This is a genomic window from Allobosea sp. (assembly GCF_017308015.1).
GTDB lineage: Bacteria > Pseudomonadota > Alphaproteobacteria > Rhizobiales > Beijerinckiaceae > Allobosea.
Genome location: NZ_JAFKFW010000005.1, coordinates 134,974 through 156,375, shown reverse-complemented (window position 1 = coordinate 156,375; position 21,402 = coordinate 134,974). Strand labels below are relative to the sequence as shown.

At 64.7% G+C, this 21,402-nt stretch carries 23 protein-coding genes and 1 pseudogene; 18 read left to right on the top strand and 6 right to left on the bottom strand.

All coding sequences use genetic code 11. The features are described 5' to 3' along the window. Positions 1 to 80 precede the first annotated feature (80 nt). The 12 genes and pseudogenes from J0I42_RS06285 to J0I42_RS06230 form a co-directional block, all read left to right on the top strand. Positions 81 to 773, top strand: coding sequence for an MtnX-like HAD-IB family phosphatase (locus J0I42_RS06285; RefSeq protein WP_291653855.1), 693 nt, complete (start codon positions 81 to 83; stop codon positions 771 to 773). Beyond that, the gene (locus tag J0I42_RS06280) at positions 766 to 2,208 is read left to right on the top strand and encodes an aspartate aminotransferase family protein (protein ID WP_291653853.1); all 1,443 of its coding nucleotides are present in this window, start codon (positions 766 to 768) and stop codon (positions 2,206 to 2,208) included. Before J0I42_RS06285 ends, J0I42_RS06280 begins: the two co-directional genes overlap by 8 nt. Positions 2,209 to 2,228: 20 nt before the next feature. Then, on the top strand, positions 2,229 to 3,143 hold the full coding sequence (locus J0I42_RS06275; RefSeq protein ID WP_291653851.1) for an arginase family protein: 915 nt from the start codon (positions 2,229 to 2,231) through the stop codon (positions 3,141 to 3,143). Beyond that, the gene (locus tag J0I42_RS06270) at positions 3,140 to 3,502 is read left to right on the top strand and encodes an EamA family transporter (protein WP_291653849.1); all 363 of its coding nucleotides are present in this window, start codon (positions 3,140 to 3,142) and stop codon (positions 3,500 to 3,502) included. The genes J0I42_RS06275 and J0I42_RS06270 overlap by 4 nt, the downstream gene beginning before the upstream one ends. A gap of 15 nt (positions 3,503 to 3,517) precedes the next feature. Then, on the top strand, positions 3,518 to 4,369 hold the full coding sequence (locus tag J0I42_RS06265; RefSeq protein WP_291653847.1) for an alpha/beta hydrolase: 852 nt from the start codon (positions 3,518 to 3,520) through the stop codon (positions 4,367 to 4,369). Beyond that, complete coding sequence (locus tag J0I42_RS06260; RefSeq protein ID WP_291653846.1) at positions 4,366 to 5,526, top strand: GNAT family N-acetyltransferase; 1,161 nt, start codon at positions 4,366 to 4,368, stop codon at positions 5,524 to 5,526. Before J0I42_RS06265 ends, J0I42_RS06260 begins: the two co-directional genes overlap by 4 nt. After that, positions 5,523 to 5,924 carry a DMT family transporter gene (locus J0I42_RS06255; protein WP_291653845.1) on the top strand — a complete coding sequence of 134 codons (402 nt, stop codon included), beginning with the start codon at positions 5,523 to 5,525 and terminating at the stop codon, positions 5,922 to 5,924. Before J0I42_RS06260 ends, J0I42_RS06255 begins: the two co-directional genes overlap by 4 nt. After that, positions 5,911 to 6,342, top strand: a complete 432-nt coding sequence (locus J0I42_RS06250) for a DUF2147 domain-containing protein (protein ID WP_291653844.1) — start codon at positions 5,911 to 5,913, stop codon at positions 6,340 to 6,342. Before J0I42_RS06255 ends, J0I42_RS06250 begins: the two co-directional genes overlap by 14 nt. Before the next feature lie 61 nt (positions 6,343 to 6,403). Further along, on the top strand, positions 6,404 to 8,131 hold the full coding sequence (locus tag J0I42_RS06245; protein ID WP_291653842.1) for a sensor histidine kinase: 1,728 nt from the start codon (positions 6,404 to 6,406) through the stop codon (positions 8,129 to 8,131). After that, positions 8,128 to 9,504: a sigma-54-dependent transcriptional regulator gene (locus J0I42_RS06240; RefSeq protein ID WP_291653840.1), complete on the top strand. Its 1,377-nt coding sequence runs from the start codon at positions 8,128 to 8,130 to the stop codon at positions 9,502 to 9,504. Before J0I42_RS06245 ends, J0I42_RS06240 begins: the two co-directional genes overlap by 4 nt. Before the next feature lie 93 nt (positions 9,505 to 9,597). Then, positions 9,598 to 10,410, top strand: coding sequence for a MipA/OmpV family protein (locus J0I42_RS06235; RefSeq protein ID WP_291653838.1), 813 nt, complete (start codon positions 9,598 to 9,600; stop codon positions 10,408 to 10,410). 156 nt (positions 10,411 to 10,566) lie between these two features. After that, positions 10,567 to 10,850, top strand: a pseudogene (locus J0I42_RS06230) (IS3 family transposase); the annotation flags it as partial. Positions 10,851 to 11,045: 195 nt separating this feature from the next. Here the strand turns inward: J0I42_RS06230 and J0I42_RS06225 are convergent. Continuing rightward, the gene (locus J0I42_RS06225; RefSeq protein WP_291653836.1) at positions 11,046 to 12,407 is read right to left on the bottom strand and encodes a sensor histidine kinase; all 1,362 of its coding nucleotides are present in this window, start codon (positions 12,405 to 12,407) and stop codon (positions 11,046 to 11,048) included. Next, positions 12,394 to 13,059 carry a response regulator transcription factor gene (locus J0I42_RS06220; protein WP_291653834.1) on the bottom strand — a complete coding sequence of 222 codons (666 nt, stop codon included), beginning with the start codon at positions 13,057 to 13,059 and terminating at the stop codon, positions 12,394 to 12,396. The genes J0I42_RS06225 and J0I42_RS06220 overlap by 14 nt, the downstream gene beginning before the upstream one ends. A 105-nt stretch (positions 13,060 to 13,164) precedes the next feature. Between J0I42_RS06220 and J0I42_RS06215 the strand changes: the two genes are divergently transcribed. The 3 genes from J0I42_RS06215 to J0I42_RS06205 are packed head-to-tail and all read left to right on the top strand — an operon-like array spanning position 13,165 to position 15,893. Beyond that, positions 13,165 to 13,944: an ABC transporter ATP-binding protein gene (locus J0I42_RS06215; protein ID WP_291653832.1), complete on the top strand. Its 780-nt coding sequence runs from the start codon at positions 13,165 to 13,167 to the stop codon at positions 13,942 to 13,944. A gap of 16 nt (positions 13,945 to 13,960) precedes the next feature. After that, positions 13,961 to 14,827, top strand: a complete 867-nt coding sequence (locus J0I42_RS06210; RefSeq protein ID WP_291653830.1) for an ABC transporter permease — start codon at positions 13,961 to 13,963, stop codon at positions 14,825 to 14,827. 49 nt (positions 14,828 to 14,876) lie between these two features. After that, positions 14,877 to 15,893, top strand: coding sequence for an ABC transporter substrate-binding protein (locus J0I42_RS06205; protein WP_291653828.1), 1,017 nt, complete (start codon positions 14,877 to 14,879; stop codon positions 15,891 to 15,893). Positions 15,894 to 16,226: 333 nt separating this feature from the next. On the opposite strand, the gene J0I42_RS06200 is transcribed toward J0I42_RS06205, so the two are convergent. The 4 genes from J0I42_RS06200 to J0I42_RS06185 form a co-directional block, all read right to left on the bottom strand. Further along, entirely contained in the window at positions 16,227 to 16,793 is a 567-nt protein-coding gene (locus tag J0I42_RS06200) for a DUF488 domain-containing protein (RefSeq protein WP_291653826.1), read from the bottom strand. Then, positions 16,793 to 17,002, bottom strand: a complete 210-nt coding sequence (locus J0I42_RS06195) for a hypervirulence associated TUDOR domain-containing protein (RefSeq protein WP_291653824.1) — start codon at positions 17,000 to 17,002, stop codon at positions 16,793 to 16,795. The genes J0I42_RS06200 and J0I42_RS06195 overlap by 1 nt, the downstream gene beginning before the upstream one ends. A gap of 372 nt (positions 17,003 to 17,374) precedes the next feature. Beyond that, the gene (locus J0I42_RS06190; protein ID WP_291653822.1) at positions 17,375 to 18,481 is read right to left on the bottom strand and encodes a PLP-dependent cysteine synthase family protein; all 1,107 of its coding nucleotides are present in this window, start codon (positions 18,479 to 18,481) and stop codon (positions 17,375 to 17,377) included. Positions 18,482 to 18,593: 112 nt separating this feature from the next. After that, positions 18,594 to 18,995: a DUF6455 family protein gene (locus J0I42_RS06185; RefSeq protein WP_291653820.1), complete on the bottom strand. Its 402-nt coding sequence runs from the start codon at positions 18,993 to 18,995 to the stop codon at positions 18,594 to 18,596. 461 nt (positions 18,996 to 19,456) lie between these two features. Between J0I42_RS06185 and J0I42_RS06180 the strand changes: the two genes are divergently transcribed. From J0I42_RS06180 to J0I42_RS06170, 3 genes are all read left to right on the top strand, one after another. After that, positions 19,457 to 19,885: an RrF2 family transcriptional regulator gene (locus tag J0I42_RS06180; RefSeq protein ID WP_291653819.1), complete on the top strand. Its 429-nt coding sequence runs from the start codon at positions 19,457 to 19,459 to the stop codon at positions 19,883 to 19,885. A 58-nt stretch (positions 19,886 to 19,943) separates the two neighbouring features. Beyond that, the gene (locus J0I42_RS06175) at positions 19,944 to 20,405 is read left to right on the top strand and encodes a hypothetical protein (RefSeq protein ID WP_291653817.1); all 462 of its coding nucleotides are present in this window, start codon (positions 19,944 to 19,946) and stop codon (positions 20,403 to 20,405) included. Positions 20,406 to 20,552: 147 nt separating this feature from the next. Further along, positions 20,553 to 21,332: a C40 family peptidase gene (locus tag J0I42_RS06170; RefSeq protein WP_465247645.1), complete on the top strand. Its 780-nt coding sequence runs from the start codon at positions 20,553 to 20,555 to the stop codon at positions 21,330 to 21,332. Positions 21,333 to 21,402: the final 70 nt, after the last annotated feature.

The window sequence follows — 21,402 nt, the reverse complement described above, 5'->3', positions numbered from 1 at the left end:
AAAAATAGATATAAATATCAGCTGCATATGAGCTGGCACGACACTTGCGGAAGCTTGCGGATGACAGGGGTCCAGGTTCGATGCAGTGGCAGGCCATCGTCGATTTTGACGGCACCATCTCTCTGGAAGACACGACCGATCGGATCCTCGAGCGTTTTGCTGAGCCGGGTTGGGAAGCGCTGGAGGCGGATTGGGTCGCGGGCCGGATCGGTTCGCGCGAATGCATGGAGCGCCAGATCGCGCTGCTGCATGTTTCGCCCGACGTGCTCGACACGTTCGTCGAGAGTTTCGAGATCGACTGGGGCTTCGTCGCCTTTGTCCGCACCTGCATGCGCCATGGTGTCCCGGTCACGGTGGTCTCCGACGGTCTCGATCGTACGATCCGGACCCTGCTCCGTCGGGCCGGCCTGACCGAGCTTCCGGTCATCGCCAACCATATCGAGCCAATCGGCGGGGATCGCTGGCGCCTGACCTCGCCGCATGCGGCCCGTGACGGCAGTTGCGCCAGCGGCACCTGCAAATGCGGCGTGGCGCGCAGCCTCGGCCGGCCCGCGACCATCCTGGTCGGTGATGGCCGCTCGGATTTCTGCATCGCGGAGCGGGCCGATCTCGTCTTCGCCAAGAACGGCCTGGTCGCGCATTGCGTCCAGGCGGGTGTGGATCATCACGCCTTTTCCCAGCTCGCCGATGCGGCGCGTCTCCTGGAGGAGATGCTGACGGGCGTCGTCCCGGCCGCTACGAGCCACCACCTCAAGGACAAGATCGATGGATGACGGCGTTCTTAAGCAGGACCGCTTGGCGGCTGCTGCCTCGGTGAACCTTGCCGGCCTTGCGGCCGAAGAGGCGCGCCTGCTCGCGCTGGAGGCCGAGTATTGTTCGCATGGCGACACTGTCCACTACACGCAGTTCCCGAAGATCTTCTCGGGCTGTGAGGGCTCTTTCATGCTCGACGCGGCCGGCAACCGCTTCCTCGATCTGCAGATGTGGTACTCGGCGGTCAATTTCGGCTACGCCAACCCGCGCCTCAACAACGCCCTGAAGCGCCAGATCGATACGCTGCCGCAGGTCGCCAGCCAGTATCTCCATCGCGAGAAGATCGAGCTCGCGGCGATGATCGCCAAGGATGCGCAGCGCAAGTTCGGCGCCAAGGGCCGCGTTCACTTCAATGTCGGCGGCGCACAGGCGGTCGAGGATTCGCTGAAGCTCGTGCGCAACGCCAAGGGCGGCAAGAGCCTGATGTTCGCCTTCGAGGGCGGCTATCACGGGCGCACGCTCGGCGCCTCCGCCATCACCTCTTCCTATCGCTATCGCCGCCGCTTCGGCCATTTCGGCGAGCGCGCCCATTTCATCCCGTTCCCCTACCACTTCCGCGGCCCCAAGGGCATGAGCAAGGAAGAGTACGGCGAGCATTGCGTGCAGCAATTCGCCCGGCTCTTCGAGAGCGAATATAACGGTGTCTGGGATCCCAAGGTCGGCGAGGCCGAATACGCCGCCTTCTATGTCGAGCCCTTGCAGGGCACGGGCGGCTACGTCATCCCGCCGCCGAATTTCTTCACCGGTCTGAAGAAAGTCCTCGACGACCACGGCATCCTGCTGGTCGTCGACGAGATCCAGATGGGCTTCTACCGGACGGGCAAGCTCTGGTCGATCGAGCATTTCGGCGTGCAGCCGGACGTGATCGTCTTCGGCAAGGCGGTGACCAACGGCCTGAACCCGCTTTCCGGCATCTGGGCCAAGGAAGAGCTGATCAACCCGACGGTCTTCCCGCCGGGCTCCACCCACTCGACCTTCAACGCCAACCCGCTCGGCACCGCCGTCGCGCTGGAAGCGATGAAGATGATGGAGGAGGAAGACTACGAGACCATGGTCATGGCCAAGGGCAAGCATTTCCTTGCCGGCCTCCAGGAACTCAAGCGCCGCCACAAGATCGTCGGCGAGGTCGATGGCCTCGGCATGGCACTCCGCATCGAAATCTGCGAGCCGCATGACAGCTACACGCCGTCGAAGCGACTCGTCGACCTGATGTGCGACGAAGGCATGAAGGCCGATCTCGAAATCGCCGGCAAGCGTTACGGGCTCGTGCTCGATATCGGCGGCTACTACAAGAACGTCATCACCCTCGCGCCCGCCCTGACCATGAGCTACGCCGAGATCGACCTGGCGATCGCGCTGCTCGACCAGCTCTTCGCCCGCGTCTCGGCCGCCTGAGCAGGTCCACGACGTTGCGCATGCAGGTGATCGATTTCGACGGCAGCCTGACGGCGCAGGCGCCGCTCAGGGAGCGGATCGATGCGGGGATTGCGACCCGCATCGATGCTGCCGACCTGGCCGCTCGTCTGCGCATCGTCGCGAGCCGGTCGGCCTTGCAGGATCTCGCCTCGCGGTTGCGAGACGCGGCAGGCGGCGAGGGCACGCCGGTCACCTTCTACGGTTCGGGGGATTTCCATCACCTGACGACAGCCCTCGTCGCGGCGGTCGACGAGCCCCTGACCATCGTCCATTTCGACAACCACCCCGACTGGGTGCGCTTTCCGGCAACGGTCAATTGCGGCGCCTGGGTCAACCGGGCGCTGGAGCTGCCGCATGTCCGCAAGGTCGTCACCATCGGGCCGTGCAGCAACGATCTCGTGCGCCCCGAATGGCAGTTCGCCAATCTCAAAGCCGTCGTCGATGGGCGCATCGTGCTCTATCCCTGGCGCCACGCTCCCTCCCGCGTGTGGGGACGCTACGGCAAGGCTGCCAGCTTCACGCAGGAAGGCTCCTTTCTCCGGTGGCGTAACCTCGCAGACGAAGACTGGGCGGATTTTCTGGACGATCTCGTCGCAGAGCTTCCGAACTCAGCCATCTGGCTCACAATAGACAAAGACGTCCTGGGCCACACCGATGCCTGCACGAACTGGGACCAGGGCGAGTTGCCTCTGGGCCATCTTCTTGCCGCGGTGAAAAGACTTGCCGCCGAGCGGCGGATCATCGGCGTCGATGTCTGCGGCGACTGGTCAAATCCCCAGTTCTCCGATCCGTTCAGGGCGACGCTCGCCTTCTTCGATCACCCGCCACGCCGCAGGCCTGCGCTTCACGAGCTCGCGGTCAACGCTCGTGTCAATTCGCGCCTCATCGACTGCTTTCAACGGGTTCTGCCGTGACGCTCGCCCTCGTCCTCTGGTTCGCACTGTCCATCGCCTGCGATGTCGGTGGCCAGCTTTGTCTGAAGCGCGGCGCCGACCAGCTTCCCGAGGGCGGGAGTATCCGCGAACTTGCCGGGTCGCTGGCGCGTTCGAGCTGGGTCACGGCCGGAATCCTGATCTACGTCGCCGAGATCTTCATCTGGCTACGCATCCTCTCCGAGGTGCCGCTTTCCGTCGCCTTTCCGATCGCCAGCCTCAACTTCCTGGCGATCGCTTTCGCCAGCGCCCTGTTGCTCAACGAACGCGTCGGTCATCGCCAGTGGCTCGGCGCCTTCCTCATCACTTGCGGCGTGATGATCGTCGCTCGCACAACCTGATGAATGAGACGAACAATGTCGCGTGATTTCAGCCTTCGGTATGCGGGCGGCAGCACCGGCTTCCTCCTGATTCATGGCCTCGGTGGCACGCCGGTCGAGCTTCGGCTCGTCGCCCGGGCATTGAATCGGGCCGGCCATACCGTTCACTGCCCGCAATTGGCCGGTCATTGCGCCGGCGAGGCCGAGCTGCTCGCGACCGGCTGGCGGGATTGGGCTGCCAGCGTCGAGGCCGAGCTCGACCGGATGCAGTCCATCTGCGACTCCGTGATCGTCGGAGGCCTGTCGCTAGGCGCGGTGTTGGCCATACATATCGCTGCCAAACGCCCCGAATCCGTAGATGGTCTCGCGCTTTATGCGCCGACACTCTGGTATGATGGCTGGTCGATTCCGCGTTACGCCTTCCTGCTGAAATGGCTGATCAACACCCCCTTCGGCCGCCGCTATCGCTTCATGGAACGCTCGCCCTACGGGATCAAGGACGAGCGTACCCGCGCCATCGTCGTCGCCTCGATGATGGGCGGCGATAGTTCACAAGCCGGGCTGCTGGGTACGCCTTCGGGCTCATTGAAGCGCATGTGGGATCTCATCGCCGTCACGCGCCGAGAGCTGCCCACCGTGAAATGCCCGGCCTTGCTGGTTCATCCGCGCGAGGACGACATCGCCAGCTTGTCCAATGCCTTCTATCTCCAGCGCAAGCTCGGGGGACTCGTCGACGCCCTGATCCTCGACGATAGCTACCACCTCGTCACCATCGACCAGCAACACCACATCGTCATCGAGCGTTCGCTGGCGCTGGCGGCGCGGCTCGCCAAGGCTGGCGCGCCCGACGCGGAGGCGGCGACGCTGCGCGCCGTGGCGGCCGAATGACAAAGCTCGAAGGGCGGCTCGTCACGAGCATCGCGGAGGTGGATTCGACTGCCTGGGATGCCTGCCTGCCTGCCGAGGTCGAATGCCATGCCTATTATCGTGCCTGTGAGGCCGCGGCGGCGGAGACCGGGGTCGGCCTGCGTATGGCGGCCGCTTGCGTCGCCGATGCGGCCGGGGTTCTGGCCGTCGCGCCCTTCTTCCGGCTGAACTACCGACTGGACACCCCCTTGCAGGGGCGCATGCGTGCGATAGGAGATGCCCTGTTTCGCCGCATGCCGGGCCTGGTCACGTTGAAGGCGCTCTGCATCGGTTCGCCCTACGCAGAGCGCTGCCATCTCGGCTTTGCACCCCGGCTGGACGCGGCCGGCCGCCGCGCGGCGTTCGAAGCGCTTGCGGCGACGATCGATCGGCAGGCCGTGGCAGAGGGTGTCCATCTCGTCGTCTGGAAGGATCTCGCACCGGTGGAGGAAAGCGGTTTCGGCGCAGCGCTGAACGGCGCCGGCTTCGCGCGGCTTGGCAGCCTGCCGATCGCGATTCTGGACCTACCCTTCGCCGATGAAGCCGCCTATCTCGCCTCGCTCTCGGCGGCAACCCGCAAGGACATCCGGCGAAAGCTCGCCAGGGCGGGGCAGGTCCGAGTCGAGTTTCGCAGCGACATCTCCGGGCTGGAGCAGGAGATTGCCGGTCTCTATGAGGAGACGCGCACGCAGAGCGGGCTCGACTATGGCGACCTCGAACTGCTGCCGCCGGGCTATTTCGCCGCAATCTCGCGGGCGCTCGGCGAGCGGGCGGTGTTCGCGCTCTACTGGGTGGGGACCGAGCTCGCCGCCTTCAATCTGCTGCTCGTCGAGGCCGACCGTGTCATCGATAAGTTCCTCGGCATGCGTTATCCGTTGGCGCGGCAGCACAATCTCTATGCGGTGAGCTGGATGGCGAATGTCCGCTTCTGCCTGGAGCGCCGAATCGGGCAGCTCCAGAGTGGCCAGACCGCCTATGCCGCCAAGCTGCGTTTCGGCAGCCGGCTCGTACCCTCGACCCTGCATGTCCGCCATCGCCTCACGCCACTGCAATGGGCCTTGCGCTCGCTCAGCCCCTGGCTTGGCTTCGAACGCTTTGACCCCGATCTCGCCGGGCTTGCCCGAAAGAATGCCGCATGAGCGACGTCCCCGCAGTCACGCCCGTCTCGCGCATGCGGCAGGCCCTGATCTGGATCGCCTTCATCGCGCTCGACACCGGCACGCAGCTCGCCTTCAAATGGGGCGCTGACAGTCTGGGCGATCTGGATTTCGGCCCGGCCATGCTGGCGCGTGCGGTCGCGCACCCCGGCGTCTGGCTCGCCATTCTCGGCTATGTCGGCATCTTCGTCGCCTGGATGGCGATCCTGCGCGACATGCCGCTCAGCCGCGCCTTCCCGATGACGGGGCTGGTCTATATCACGGTGCCGTTGCTGGCCTGGATCGTCTTCGGCGAACGGGTCGATCCCATTCGTGCAGGTGGCATCGCACTGATCATCGCAGGCGTCGTCCTGCTCGGAGGCGGCAATGACGATGCGTAGGACTGGCTTTGTCCTGGTATTGGGGCTCGTCGCAAATCTGGCCGCTCCCTTGCCCGGTCGCTCCGACACGATGAGCGACATCATCGGTCGCTGGCGGGATTCCGACGGCGAGTCGGAGATCGCGATCAGCCGCTGCGGAGCCGCTCTGTGCGGTAAGATCGTCTGGCTGAAGCAGGAGCGCTTCGACATCTACAATCCAGATGCGAAGCTGCGCACGCGCTCTCTGCTCGGTCTCCAGGTCCTGATGGGCTTCAAGCCCGATGCAGGAGGTGCGCTTGCCGGCGACGGCTATAATCCGAGCGACGGCAAGGTCTATCGTACGACGCTCGCGCTGACGTCGCCGCAAAGCCTGGTCGTCCGCGGTTGCGTCCTCGGCGGGCTGATCTGCGACGACGACACCTGGTCACGGCAACCCTGAGACGGGGCAGCCATGCGCGGCGAATGACCCGCCATCGGAAGAGAGGGTACAAGAAGTCGGCATGTCCTTGAGGATGACCACGCTCAGGCTCAGGCTGGTGATCGGCTTCATGCTGGTCAGCGTTCCGGCGATGCTGGCCTCGGCCTATATCGCCGCCCGGCTGATCTCGAATACGTTCGAGGACAACGTCGAGCAGTGGCTCGGTGAGACCTCGCGCTTCTTCTCGCTCGAGATCGCCGAGGCCCAGCAGGAGGCGCTGCGCGTCGCGAGCGTCATCGGCCACCGGCTGGAGCAGGCGCCCGACGACCAGAAGATGCAGCATGTCGCCGCGCGCGAATTCGCGGTGCTGAACTCCGTCGGCTACGACCTGATCGCGATCTATCGGCCCGATGGAACGACGCTGTTCAAGACCCGTGATTTCACCAGCATCGGCCCGCTTCCGGCCGAGACCGGCCAGGGGCTTTTCCGGATCGAGGCAGAGGGCCGGCGCTGGATCATGGCGGGCGCCGTGCAGACCTTTCAAATCAATGGCCGGCAGACCAATATCCTGGTCGGGACCTGGCTCGACGAGAGCTATCTCGGCGGCATCAAGGTCGTGACCTCGCTCGACGTGCGCCTGTTCGCCGATTTCGGCGGGCAGCTCGAGCCCGTGCTGCAAACTCATCCTGATCGGCTTAACCCGGTGCCCGATGAAATCCGCGCGCGCCTTGCGTCCGGGGCAGAGCAGATTTTCGAGCCGGCGGCCGATGGCGGCAACTATCGCGCTGTCTACGGGAGCTTCCGCGGTATCGACGGCAAGCTCGCGGCCATCAGCTTCATCGGGTTGCGCAGCGAGGCCGGCTTCTTCGAGCAACTTCGTCAGGGACGCCTGTTTCTCGGGATATTCCTGCTCGGCAGCATCATTTCGATCCTCGTCGGCATCTTCATGTCGGCAATTCTGGTACGACCGTTGCGTGCCCTGACCCGCGGCGTGCAGGCAATCGCCGCCGGCGATTTCGGCCAGCGCGTTCCGGCCAGTGGCGGGCGCGAGATTGCGCAACTTGCGACGGGGTTCAACGGCATGGCCGAGCAACTCGGCAAGCTGCAGGAACTGGAGCACGAGCTACGCCGCCGCGATCGCCTTTCGACGCTGGGCCAGGCCGCGATGGTCATCGCGCACGAGGTGCGCAACCCGCTGGGCATCATCAAGACCTCGACGGAAGTGGTGCGCAACCGTGCCAAGCTCGGCGCCGCCGAGAGCAAGATGCTGGGCTATGTCATCGACGAGGTCCGACGCATCGAGACGCTGATCCGCGACTTTCTCGACTTCGCGCAGCCGAAAGCGCCCGTGATGAATGTCTTCCCGCTGCGCAACGTGATTGATCGCGTCGCCGCCCTCGCGGCGCCGGAGCTGGCCATGCGCAAACTGTCGCTGGTGGTGGAGGACGGGACGGCTGGCGCCATGATCGAGGGGGACGCCGACCAGCTCCATCAGGCCTGCCTCAATCTGGTTCTGAACGCCATGGACGCCATGCCCGCGGGCGGCGTCGTCACCGCGACCGTGACTGGCGATGAGGCGACCGTTTCGCTGATCATTCGCGATCAGGGAGCTGGCGTGCCCGAGGCCATCCGCGCGGAGATATTCAATCCGTTCTTTACCACCAAGGCGAAGGGCACCGGTCTGGGGCTTGCCAAGGTCCAGGGCGTGGCCGAGGCTCATGGCGGCCGGGCTGTTTGCGACAGCCAGGAGGGACAGGGCGCCGCCTTCACGATGACGTTTCCCCGTGTGCAGCCCGGTAGGGCGCCATGACCCAGAACATCTTGGTCGTCGATGACGAGGAACGCTTGGCCGACGTGCTGGCACTGGCATTGGAGGATCTTGGCTATCGCGCTACGGCGGTGACGAGCTCGCAAGCCGCTCTGCTCGAGCTCGGCCAAGCCCATTTCGATCTGGTGCTGACGGATCTGCGCTTGCCCGTCATGGACGGGCGGGCCCTGCTGCGCGAGGTGCGCAGTCGCTGGCCGGAGAAGCCCGTCGTCGTGCTGACTGCCTTCGCTACCGTCCGCGACGCCGTCGAGCTCGTGAAGGAAGGCGCCTTCGACTATATCGCCAAGCCCTTCGAGATGGAGGATGTCGCGACTACGATCCGGCGTGCGCTGCGCCTCGCCGATGTGGTGCGCGACAATGAGCGCCTGCGCCGCGAACTGGAAGGGCGCTACAGCTTCGATACGTTGATCGGTAACAGTCCAGCCTTCCGCCGCGTGATCGAGCAGGTGACGGAGGTCTGCGAGACGCGCGCCACCGTGATGCTGAATGGCGAGAGCGGCACCGGCAAGGAACTCGTCGCCCGCGCGATCCACTTCAACAGCCCGCGCCGCAACAGGCCCTTTGTTGCCGTCAACTGCGCCGCCATTCCCGAAGCGCTGCTCGAAAGCGAGCTCTTCGGGCATGTAAAGGGAGCCTTCACCGGTGCGGTCTCCGCCCGCATCGGCCGCTTTGCCGCAGCCGATGGTGGCACCTTGTTCCTCGACGAGATCGGCGACATGCCTGTCGCGATCCAGGCAAAGCTCCTGCGCGCGGTCCAGGAACGCAGCTTCGAAGCGATCGGCGCCGACCGTAGCCAGAATGTCGATGTCCGGCTGATTGCAGCGACCCACAAGGACATGCGGCAGGCCGTGGCGGAAGGGCGCTTCCGTGAAGACCTGTTCTATCGTCTCAACGTATTCCCGATCCAGCTGCCCGCTTTGCGCGAACGACCGGAGGATATACCGCTGCTGGCGAGCCATTTCCTGGATGAGCTATCCGATGCCATCGGCAAGCACGTCACGGGCTTCTCACCGGCCGCGCTCGCAGCGATGGTGGGACATAACTGGCCGGGTAACATCCGCGAACTGCACAACTGCATCGAGCGCGCCGTGATCGTCGCCAAAAGTGCGACGATCGACATACCTGACCTACCGCGCGACCTGTTCGACAACCCGCGTCGCAATGGTCGCGACGCACTGCCGCGCGACCTCGATGCCGAGCTGGAGCGAATGGAACGCGAATTCATCCTGGAAGCCCTACGCCGCAGCGACGGCGTGCAGGTCAAGGCGGCGCGCCTTCTGGGGATCGCCGAACGGAGCCTATGGCATCGCATCAAGAAGCTCGGCATCAAGCTCGGCCGGACGGTGACGGAATGACCGGCGGGTGCAATTCAGCGGCGCGCCGGGGTGATCGCAGGCGCGAAGTCTGATAGATGCTGCGCGCCGACTGCGGCGCTGCCGGAGATTTCTATGCGTACCTTGAGTGTCTCCTGCCTGGGCCTTCTCCTCGCGACCACGGCGAGCGCCCAGGAGGCTGCGCCGGCCCTGATCGACCCCACCCCCGCGAAGGGCTGGATCATCACGCTCGGCGGCTCGCTCCAGCTCGGCCCGAAATTTGACGGGGCCAACTCGGCCGGCCCGTCCTTCATGCCCTCGCTGAGCTGGCGGCGCGTCGGCGAGCCTGCCGGCTTCAGTGCGCCGGACGACAGCCTGGACTTCGCGCTCTACGAGACAGACCGCTTCAGCATCGGCCTGGCAGGTGGCCTCAAAAGCGGCCGATACTCCAGCTCGAACAATCGCCTCTTCGGCCTGCGGGACGTGCCCTGGACAATCGAGGCCGGTATTTTTGCCGAATACTGGCCGATTCTCGAGCGCCTGCGAACGCGCGCGGAGATCCGCCAAGGTTTCCACGGGCATCACGGCGTCATCGCCGACCTCTCGGCCGACTGGGTCGAGCGCTTCGGTCGCTTCACCGTCTCGGGCGGGCCGCGCCTGTCGCTCGGGACGGCCTCATATATGCGCCGAAATTTCGGGATCACACCGGCGGAATCGATGGTGAACGGCTATCTCGCCACCTACCGCCCCTCCGGCGGCCTCAAGAGCGTCGGTCTTGCCTCGGCGCTCGAATATACGTGGTCGGAGCGATGGTCGACGACGCTTTTCGCGCGCTATGACCGGCTGGCGAAGGAGGCCTCGAACTCGCCTCTGGTGCGCACGATCGGCCAGCGCGATCAGTTCTCGGTCGGCGTCGGCGCCAACTACTCGTTCCAGATCGGCAACTAGGGCGGTTTCGATCCCACGGAAGGTGCCCCGTCTGGGGTGGGCATTCCATGAGGTGCCAGTAGCCTCGCGATTGCCGTTCTAAAGCTGCCGGCCTGCCAACCGGACAATGGTCCTCCGTGATGTTGGCTTTCGAGCCCTGGCGAGGCCGCCAAGGCGCTGAAGAGTCGTAAGCCTGACGAGATCGTCGCGAAGCTGCGACAGGCCGGTGTGTTGTTGTCGCAAGGCCGGCTGGTTGCCGGGGCGACCCGCCCGATCGGAGGGGCGGCCTTCACCTGTTATCGTTGGCGCGAGGCGTTCGGCGGTTTGAAGGCGAGCAGGTGAAGCGATCGAAGAACGTCGAGAAGGAGATCGAGCGGGTGCGCAAGGCGGTCTCGAACCTGGCGCTCGAGAAGCCGATCCTCGCGGAAGCCGCTCGGGGAAACTTCCGGGTCCCGCACCGACCGCCTCAGGCTTCAGGAAGCTCGCCAAGTTTCTGCCGAACGGAGCCGGTGCCGCTCTGACAGGCCGAGGATCAATCGATCAGATCGGAACGAGACGCCGGCCCGATCCACCTCGGATTTTCACTGGTATCGGTCCCGAGCGGCCATTGGGATCTCTGCTGGGAGCTACCATTCAAGGAGACGGCAGCAGCCTGCTCAGCGTGCGAGAACGAGCCGGGCCCGGGTAGTGCCGCTTTCACGCACGATGGCAAGCTCGCCTCCGTGGGCCGTTGCGACCTCTGCCACGATCGCGAGACCGAGACCGGAGCCCGGAGAGGCAGTGCCCTTGACGAAAGGCTGCATCAATACGGCCGGCGAAGAGGAAAAGCCGTCGCCATCGTCCTCGACCTCGATCCAGGCGCTGGCTTCATCAGCACCGACCGCAACGAGGAGGCGGCTGTGCGCGCCGTGCTTCAGGGCATTGTCAATGAGATTGCTGAGCGCTTCGCGCAGGCTCACGACATCGCCTTTCACCATCGGCGTTGTCTCGTCAGGCATGAAGGCGATGTCGATCTCGCGGGGCAGCGAAAACGGTACCGCCTTAGCGAGGACGGATTTCGCCATCTCGTTCAGATCGACGGGTATAGTCGTTGCCGCGTCCCGGCGATGGATCACCATCGCATGGTCGAGCAGTTGCCCGGTGAGACGGCCGAGTTCCGCCGTGCGTTCATGGATGCGCCTGACGGTGTCCGCCTTGCGCCGGGAGGCCGGCGTACCGATCAGGATCTCGACCTGGGCGTCGAGCGCTGCGAGCGGCGTGCGGATCTGGTGCGCGGCATCGGCGATAAAACGCTGCATGATCGCCATCCGCTCGGAGAGGCGGCGCATGAAATCGTCGATAGCCTCGACGAGATTGCGGATTTCCAGCGGCGGCTCGGCCTCGATCGGGCGGAGATCGTCGGGGCGGCGCGCGGCGATCTCGCGCTCGATGCGGGTCAGCGGCTTCAACGCCAGCGTCACGGCATAGGCCGCCGCCAGCAACGCGAGCACGCTCATCACGACGATGACGCCGAGCGCCTTGAGCGTCAGGTCGCGCGCCAGAGCTCTGCGCGCCTCGGTCGTCTGGGCGACGACGATCGTCGCCCAGTTGTTGGTTCCGGGGAGGTCAATCTGCCGCGCCAGCGTAGCGATGCGCACCGGCTGGCCCTGATAGGTTCCGTCTTCGAGGACGACGCCCGCCTTGATGTCAACGGGGTCGGCGCCCGAAGCGAGATCCTCATAGCCGGCGACCACGATGCCGCGGGGATCGACCACCTTGTAGAAGACGAGATCATAGTCGGCGAGCGTGGCGATGGTCGAGACCGGCGGATCGACGGTGACCACACCGCCCTGGACATAGACATTCTCCGCGATCTGCACCGCCCCGCCGCGCAGGAGCCGGTCATAGGCATGTTGGGCGGCCAGCGAGGAGGAATGCCAGGCGGCGGCGCCCAGCACGACCGCCCCCGCCGCCAGCACCGCCGCCAGCACAGCGATGATGCGGAAGCGCAGCGACAGGCGCAACTCAGACAACTGCAAGCTGATACCCCAATCCGCGGAGGGTCCTGATCTCGACCGAGGCGTCCGCGAGCTTGCGGCGCAGGCGCGCGACGAACTGTTCGACCGCGTTGGGGCTCGCCTCCTGGTCGAAATTGAAGAGCTGCTCGACCAGTTCCTCCTTCGGCACGATCCGGTCGGGGCGGGCGGCGAGGATTTCGAGGACGGTGAGCTCGCGTCGTGTCAGGTTGAGCGGCCGGTCGTTGATGCTCGCGACGCGCCCGGCCCGGTCGATGACCAGCGGCCCGAAGCGCAGGAGATTGTCGGATTGCCCGGCACTACGGCGCAGCAGCGCGCGGGCACGAGCTTCGAGTTCGCCATAGTCGAACGGCTTGATCAGGTAGTCGTCGGCGCCGAGATCGAGCGCGCCGATGCGCTCGTCCACGGCCGAGCGCGCCGTCAGCACCAGCACCGGCGTCTTCAGCCGGCGCGCCCGCATTTGCCGAAGTACCGCCAGACCGTCCTGGCCGGGCAGGCTGAGATCGAGCACCACGAGGTCATAGGATTGCACGGCCAGCAGCTCGGAGGCCGTGAGACCGTCCTGCTCCCAGTCGACGGCGTGGCCGATCTTCTCCAGCCGCATCACCACGGCCTCGGCGATATCGGCGGTGTCTTCGACGACCAGCACACGCAAGCGGATCTCCCTCCCGGCTCCGAGTCAGGCTGGAGTCAGTCTCGCAGATTATCACCCTCGGCAAGCGCCCATAAGTGCGTAAGGAAACGAAACAAGGGAGGGTGCATGCTGGCCCCGTTCGACGCTGCAACTGCGACTCCGCTTCTCTCGGTGGAGGGCGTGACGCTGCAATACAAGACGCCCGATGTCGTGGTCACTGCAACGCGGCGCGTCTCCTTCGACGTCTATCCGTCCGACCGCTTCGTCCTGCTCGGCCCGTCCGGCTGCGGCAAGTCGACCCTGCTCAAGGCGATCGGCGGCTACCTGACGCCCGTCGAGGGCCAGATCAGTCTGAAGGGCCGCAAGGTCGCCGGTCCCGGGCCGGACCGGATGATGGTGTTCCAGGAGTTCGACCAGCTCCTGCCCTGGAAGACGGTGCGCGAGAACGTCGTCTTCGCGCTGACGGCTTCGGGCCGCGCCAGCCAGGCTGAAGCCGAGGAGCGTGCCCGCTCCTATATCGACAAGGTCGGCCTCTCCAAGTTCATCGACAGCTACCCGCATATGCTGTCCGGCGGCATGAAGCAGCGCGTCGCCATCGCACGCGGCATGGCGATGGAGCCCGACGTGCTGCTGATGGACGAGCCTTTCGCCGCGCTCGACGCCCTCACGCGCCGCAAGATGCAGGACGAGCTGCTGCGGCTCTGGGACGACACCAAGTTCACCGTGCTCTTCGTCACTCACTCGATCGAGGAGGCGATCCGGATCGGCACCCGCATCCTGCTGCTCTCACCGCATCCGGGCGAGGTCAAGGCCGAGCTCAACAGCGTGCCGCCCGAAGAGATGGGCACCGGCAAGCAGGCCGCGCTCGAAACCCGCATCAACGACATGCTGTTCGCGCATCATTGAGCCGGAGGTGACCGCCATGACCGATCTCGTCAGCTTCCGTCCGGAAATCATCCGCGACGTCAATTCCAGCGACGCTCCCGTCGTCGCCAAGACCATCGGCTGGGCCGAGCGGATCTATCGTCTCGGCTTCGTCCGCAAGGGCCTGATCCTCGCGGTTCTCGCCCTCGCCTGGGAGGCCTATGGCCGCTGGCTCGGCAATCCCCTGCTGTTTCCGACCTTCGGCCAGACGGTGCAGGCCTTCGTTGAAAACATCGCCAACGGCGTCATCCCGCAGCGCATGCTGGTTTCGCTCCAGACCCTCGTCATCGGCTACAGCATCGGCATCGTGCTCGCCGCCCTGCTGACCACGCTGGCGATTGGGTCGCGCATCGGCGCCGATCTGCTGGAAACCCTGACTTCGATGTTCAACCCGCTGCCGGCGATCGCGCTTCTGCCGCTGGCGCTGATCTGGTTCGGCCTCGGCACTGGCAGCGTGATCTTCGTGCTCGTGCATTCGGTGCTCTGGGCGATCGCGCTCAACACCCATGCCGGCTTCCGCTCGGTTTCGAACACGCTGCGCATGGTCGGCCAGAACTACGGCTTGCGCGGCCTGAAGCTGGTGCGGCTCATCCTGATCCCCGCCGCCTTCCCGGCGATCCTGACCGGCCTCAAGGTCGGCTGGGCCTTCGCCTGGCGTACCTTGATCGCGGCCGAGCTCGTCTTCGGCGTCTCCTCGGGTTCTGGCGGCCTCGGCTGGTTCATCTTCGAGAACCGCAACCAGCTCGAGACGGCGAATGTCTTCGCCGGCCTGTTCACCGTGATCCTGATCGGCCTCTTCGTCGAGAACGTCATCTTCGCTGCCATCGAGCGCAAGACAATCCGCCGCTGGGGCATGCAGCACTGATATCGAAACTTCACAAGGCCGAACGGCCGTCACTCGGAGGGAAATACCCATGGCATTCAAGACTTTCCTGCGCACAGCCTTCACCGTCGCGGCGCTCGGCGCGGCGCTCGCCGCCCCGGCCCGCGCCGAGGTCAGCGAGGTCCGCATTTCCAAGGGGTTCGGCATCCTCTACCTGCCGCTCTTCGTGATGCAGGATCAGCAGTTCCTGGAGAAGCGCGCCAAGGCCGCCGGACTCGGCGACATCAAGGTGACCTGGCTGATGCTCGACGGCGGCAACGTCATCAACGACGCGATGATGGCCGGCACGCTCGATTTCGCCGGCACCGGCGCGCCGGGCTTCGTCACGCTCTGGGCCAAGGCCAAGGGCATTCCGGGCGTCGAGGTCGTCGGTGTCTCCGGCATGAGCTCGACCTCGCTCTGGATGATGTCGAACAAGCCGGAGCTGAAATCGCTGAAGGACTTCACCGCGACCGACAAGATCGCGCTGCCGGGCATCAAGACCTCGCTCGCCGCCGTCGTGCTGCAGATGATCGCCGCCAAGGAGTTCGGTGAGGCGAACTACGCCAAGATGGACCCGATGACGGTGAGCCTGCCGCATCCGGAGGCACTCGCCGCACTCGTGGGCGGCAAGACCGAGATCAAGGCGCATTTCACCTCGCCGCCCTTCCAGTATATCGAGGCCAAGAGCCCCGGCATCCACCGTGTGCTCAACTCGGTCGACTATCTCGGCAACCTGACGCTGGACGTCACCTTCGCGCCGAAGAAGTTCGTCGACGCCAATCCGAAGATGACCCAGGCCTTCATCGACGCGATGGATGACGCCAACGCCCTGATCGAGAAGGACAAGAAGCTCGCCGCCGAGATCTTCGCCAAGGGCTCGAAGGTGAAGATCGACGCCGCCGAGGTCCAGCAGATGATCGAGGACAAGGATGCCCGCTTCACCGCCACGCCCGAGGGCGTGATGAAGTTCGCCGAGTTCATGCACAAGGCTGGCTCGATCAAGGTGAAACCCGCCAAGTGGAGCGACATGTTCGTGCCGCAGTTGGCCGGCCGGTCCGGAAGCTGAGACGTCCAAGCGCGAGAAACCCTACGCCGCCACGCCACCTGTGGCGGCGTCTTGCTTTCCAGCCGCCGCCTTCGATCGGTTGCGGCAGATTTCAAGAAGCCATGCAAAAAATCCGGGGCTCTCGCGTCACCTTATGCGTGATGGCGGGCTAGCGGTTCCGTATCGCGCCACTGTCGTCCCCCTGCCGTCTGCGCCCTGTGCGCGAAGGGGGCGGCGCTCGACGAAGGCCGATGATCAGCGAGAGGGCGCTGCCTGTCACGCCGTCTGAGGCGGCGCACCCATTCGCACCAGCTTTGCCCTTACCCGTGATCTGATGGCGACGCTCGGGCTGGCTCAAGATGGAGGTGGGGCACCCGGCACTTCGAGGGAATTCTCTGAGTAGACTACCTTGCCAGCGCCGTTCCTCCGGGCTCCCGGCGTCGGTACGGCATGCTCGATGTGTCCCGGGCTCATCAAGTGATCGACCGGATGGCCGTTCAGGACAAGGTAGTCGGTAATGATCCGGCGATGACATCGCCACCACACGGCCTCTGAACACATCAGCGACACACGATGATCGATTCCGAAGCGTAGCACCTTCTGGAGAGCCTCGTTGAAAGCGTCGCCGAGCGCGTAGTCGGCGTAGTTGTGAAAGCTTCGATTCCGCCACATTGCATTGAGCCGCTCATCCACGCCGCTTTGCTTCGAGCGACGTCCTCCAAGCTCCGGGAGGTGGCAGTAGCCGATGTGGAAGGGTTCCAGAGCGCCGGGCAGCCTGTCGATATTGAACTCTGGTTTGGTTCGCGAGCGTGGAAACGCGCGGACGTCGATCAGAAGATCGATGCCGGCCTCCTGCAGCATCGTGATCAATTTGGTAAGGGAGCGGTTGGAGTGGCCGATCGTGGTGAACCGGGCGACCATCAGCCGATCTTCGTCAGAGCGGCGTCCTTGTGGGCCGCGACATGCTCAGTCCGGTCGCTCCTGATCTCATATTGCGGCTCTTCCTGCGAGGCGCGATGACGGTGGCCCTTGTAGTCGAAATCGGCGTGATGGACCTTGATGATCCTGCCGCTGACCATCCCGGCCTCGGAGTTCCATCGGACGTGATCGCCAATCTTGAATTTGTCCATGATGATCTCCCTACGGAGAGAAATGCACAATCGGCGGGATTGTTCGATGCCGATCTGCTGGCGAATGCGGATCTGCATGAGCGGGCCGATCGATTTGGGATGGATTGCGCAGTCAACAGGCGCGGGAGCGGTTGCTCGTCCCCGGACCGGAGCCACCATTCCAGTTCGGCTCCCCGGACCAGCATCAGGTCATCGCGATCGACCAGGTGATCGAGGTGCGGAGCATGGCCCGCGCAATCTCGCTGGCACAGCGCATGGAAAGATCGATCTCCACTCTGGCGATTTCGCATGCCCTGGACCATTCGCCTCAATCGCGCCGGGGCGATGCCGAGGCAGAAGCTGCAACGAAAAGGACGCGCGTGGCGCACTGGCTCAGTGGTGGCACTCGTCCAGATCGAGATCGAGCCTGCCGCTTTGCAGGAAGGCCTCGAAAGCGGGCTCGAATGGCGAGGGATCGAGCCTGTTCGCTTCCAGCCAGGCGTCATCGTAATAGCTGTTGGAATAGCGGTCGCCGGCATCGCAGATCAGGGTCACCAGCGATCCCGCCTCGCCTGCGCTCGCCATGCGCGCCGCATGGAAGCACATCGCGGCTAAGTTGGTGCCTGTCGAGCCGCCGACGCGCCGCCCGAGCCGCCGCGATAGCACACGCATCGCCGCCAGCGAGACGGCATCCGGCACGCGCAGCATGGTGTCGATCACCCCCGGTACGAAGGAGGGTTCCACCCGCGGCCTGCCGATGCCTTCGATACGCGAAGGGCGATCGCAGCGATATCCGGGATTGCGCGTGGAGAAGCCCTCGAAAAAGGCGGAGCGCTCGACATCGGCCACGGACAGCCGCGTCGCGTGGCGCTTGTAGCGGATGTATCGCCCGATCGTCGCGGTGGTGCCGCCGGTCCCCGCGCTCATTACGATCCAGGACGGGATCGGATGGCGTTCGCTTGCCAATTGCTGGAAGATCGACTCGGCGATGTTGTTGTTGCCGCGCCAATCCGTCGCCCGCTCTGCATGGGTGAACTGATCCATGAAATGGCCGGACAAGCGCGCCGCCAGTTCGGCGGACTCGGCATAAATCCGTTCGCCGTCGTCGATGAAATGGCTGCGTCCGCCATAATGCTCGATGGCCGCGATCTTCTCCGGGGACGTGGAGCGCGGCATGACGGCGTAGAACGGAACGCCGATCATGCGAGCGAAATAAGCCTCCGACACCGCCGTCGAGCCGGACGAGGCCTCGATCACCGCCGTGCCTTCCCGGATGAAGCCGTTGCAAAGCGCATAGAGGAAGAGCGAGCGCGCCAGCCGATGCTTCAGGCTGCCGGTCGGATGCGTTGATTCATCCTTCAGATAAAGTTCGATCCCGGTGAGCCCCGGCACGTCCAGCGCCCACAGATGCGTGTCGGCAGAACGGCGCTGATCCGCCTCGATTGCCGCTATCGCCTGGTCGACCCAGAGGCGGGTCGATCTCGCGTTATCCCCGTTCAATCCGTTCTCCATTCGAGCAATCCACTCGGTCCCGGACAGATCGGTTGCGGAATACGACGGCCGTTCTGCGCCTGCATAAGGCCGGTCATGAGGACTGCCGGTTCAGCGGTGGTCAACATCCGCCCGGTCCCGATGTCGCAGCGGAACCCTGGCGTAGCGCCCTGATGGTCCCGATGTTCGAGCAGTATCGCCCATGACGCAGCGGGGCGTCCTGCTGGGCGAGGTCACTTCGGCAGCGCCGCGTCATTGCGCATCCCGCGCAAATGACGGCCATATCGCGGACGACGCCCGCTTGGCTGCGGGCCAACTGCTCGAAGTCGATGTCGAGGCGCTGAAGCAGCCGGCGAAGCAGCGATGAACCGGTGTCGCTGCAGGACGCAAGCCTATGAAGATCGGCTTCGGCAACGCCATTGTCTCTGGCCAGCGCTGCCGTAGCGGCCGGACCGAGCGCCTCGAGCGTGGTCAGGAAGGATTGAACCCGCCACCACCGGCGAACTGCTTCGACGATCTGCATGGCAACCTCCATACTCCCAAGGGCGAGTATCGACCCGTCGGCCATGGCATTCTTTGCGATAGCTCAATCCTCCCGCACAGATCGTCGGGGGAAGCGCTGTCTCCATGTAACATAGATTTACAATGCATCTTTTTCGCCATAAAGATTGATATGAAATAGATCTTTATGGAGGCCTGTCATGAGGCGACCGCCGGGCGCTGCCGACACCGGAAGCACGTTGGTGCCGATGCTGATATGGGGGCTTATCCTGGTCGTTGTCGGGATGGTGGTCGTGATGGTTTTCGCGTAGCGCCCGCACGGCTTCCGAGGACGGACGTCCTGCGGAGCCGAATGCGCCGGCCGCTGCAAGCAGCGCGGGGCCGCGTGGCACGGCAGGGCTGCTACAACTAAGCCATGTCGGGTGTGTCGCGCCGGGAGGAGCGACCTTCCGGCTTGGTGGGCTGGAACAGACGGAATCCCTCATGCGACTGACCCGATTTTCCGATTATTCGCTCAGGGTTCTCATGTATGCGGCAACCCACGGGGAGCGTCTGATCACGATTGAGGAGACTGCGGCGACGTACCGGATCTCGCGGACGCATCTGATGAAAGTCTGCCATCAACTCACCAAGGCCGGCTTCCTTCGGGCGGTCCGCGGCCGCTCCGGCGGTCTTGTCCTGGCCAAGGCGCCGTCGGAAATCGGGATCGGTGAGGTTCTGCGTCTGACGGAGCCGGATTTCACACTGGTTGAGTGCTTCGGCGGCGGCGATGGCTGCGTGATTGCGCCGCGGTGCCGGCTTCAGGGTGTCCTTCACGAGGCGCTTGCCGCCTTCCTCGTAACGATCGATCGCTACACTCTGGCCGATCTGCTGCTGAACCCGGCGGATTTCGGCCTCGCGCCGGCGGCTTGACGCGCTTCATCGCGACAGCGCGCCGGGGTTAACGGGCGACCGGAAGGAGAAGCCGAAAATGCGGCTGGTATTCGATCAAGCCTTCGGTCTCGACGAGGACAGCCTGCATGACGTCGTCGTCACGTTGAGCGAGCGGCTGCGGGCGCATCCCCGCTTGCGTCGTCCGCTCGATCGTGCCGTGGGCAACGGCTGGTCCGAATTCGAGCGCGGCCTCACGCATTTCATCACGGCTCTCGGCGCGCGGACCGGCGATCATGGCGGCGGCCTGGCGGCGCTGTTCGAGGCGTTTCCGGAACTGGCGCCGGAGCACGTCGCCGATGCGCGCGATGTCTTCGTCGAGTCCGCCCTGGCGGTCCTGCCGCTTCATGCGGCTGCGTCCCTCTCGGACCTTGCCGACAGCGTCTGCGATCTGGCCTTGCGTGCTCTGTGCCCGCAGGCCGGACAGGAAGGAGAGCTGCCTCTTCGGTTGCGGATTGGCGAGGCGGAGGAAACCCTGCGGGTCGGTGCGTGCCTTGGGTAGCCAGGCACTCTCAACGATTTCGCCGGAGCGAAACGCGGCTTTTCATCGTTCCGAGGCATATTGTCGCGAAATCCCGCAACGCTCATGATCACCTTCGGCAGGGCGCGGCCTCAATGACCCTCCCGCCAGCCGCGCTGGAGACGGAAGATGAGCGTTCGGGAACGGATCCGCGACCTCGCCGGCCAGGCCATCATGCAGGTGATCGCCAAGCCCTCCAGAGCCTACGAACCGTTCACGCCCTCCGATCCCGTAGCGCTGCGGCGAAACCTGCAACCGGCGGACGTCTTGCTGATCGAAGGAAACCAGCGCGTGTCGACCGTCATCAAGTACATGACGCAATCGACCTGGTCCCATGCCACGCTCTTCGTCGGCGATACCCTGGCTTCGCGCGGAGAAACGGACGACGACGCCATGCTGGTCGAGGTCGATCTGTCGGCGGGCTGCATCGCCGTGCCGCTGACCAAATACACGCAGTACACCACCCGCATTTGCCGCCCGGTCGGCTTGACTGCCGAGGACCGGCACAAGGTCGTTGCTTTCATGATCGCGCGGCTAGGCTTCCGCTACGACATGCGCAATGTCCTAGACCTCGCGCGCTACCTCCATCCCATTCCGTTTCTGCCTGTCCGCTGGCGGCGGCGGATGATCGCGCTCGGCAGCGGCGAACCGTCCCGGGCGATCTGCTCGACCCTGATCGCCGAGGCCTTTCAGGCCGTGCACTACCCCATCCTGCCGCTGATCGATCACTTGCCCAGCCATGAGCGGGCCGGCAGCGATCATGCCCGCCGCGAGATCCTGCATATCCGGCACCATAGCCTCTACGCCCCGCGTGACTTCGATATTTCACCGTATTTCCAGATCATCAAGCCGGCCATCGAGAGCGGTTTCGACTACCGGAGCCTGGCTTGGGGCGAGCATGACCTTTGACGGAGTTGGGTGTCGTGGGAGGCGTACGACATCACCGTGACGTGCCGCCGTCAGTGACGAAAAACTCGGA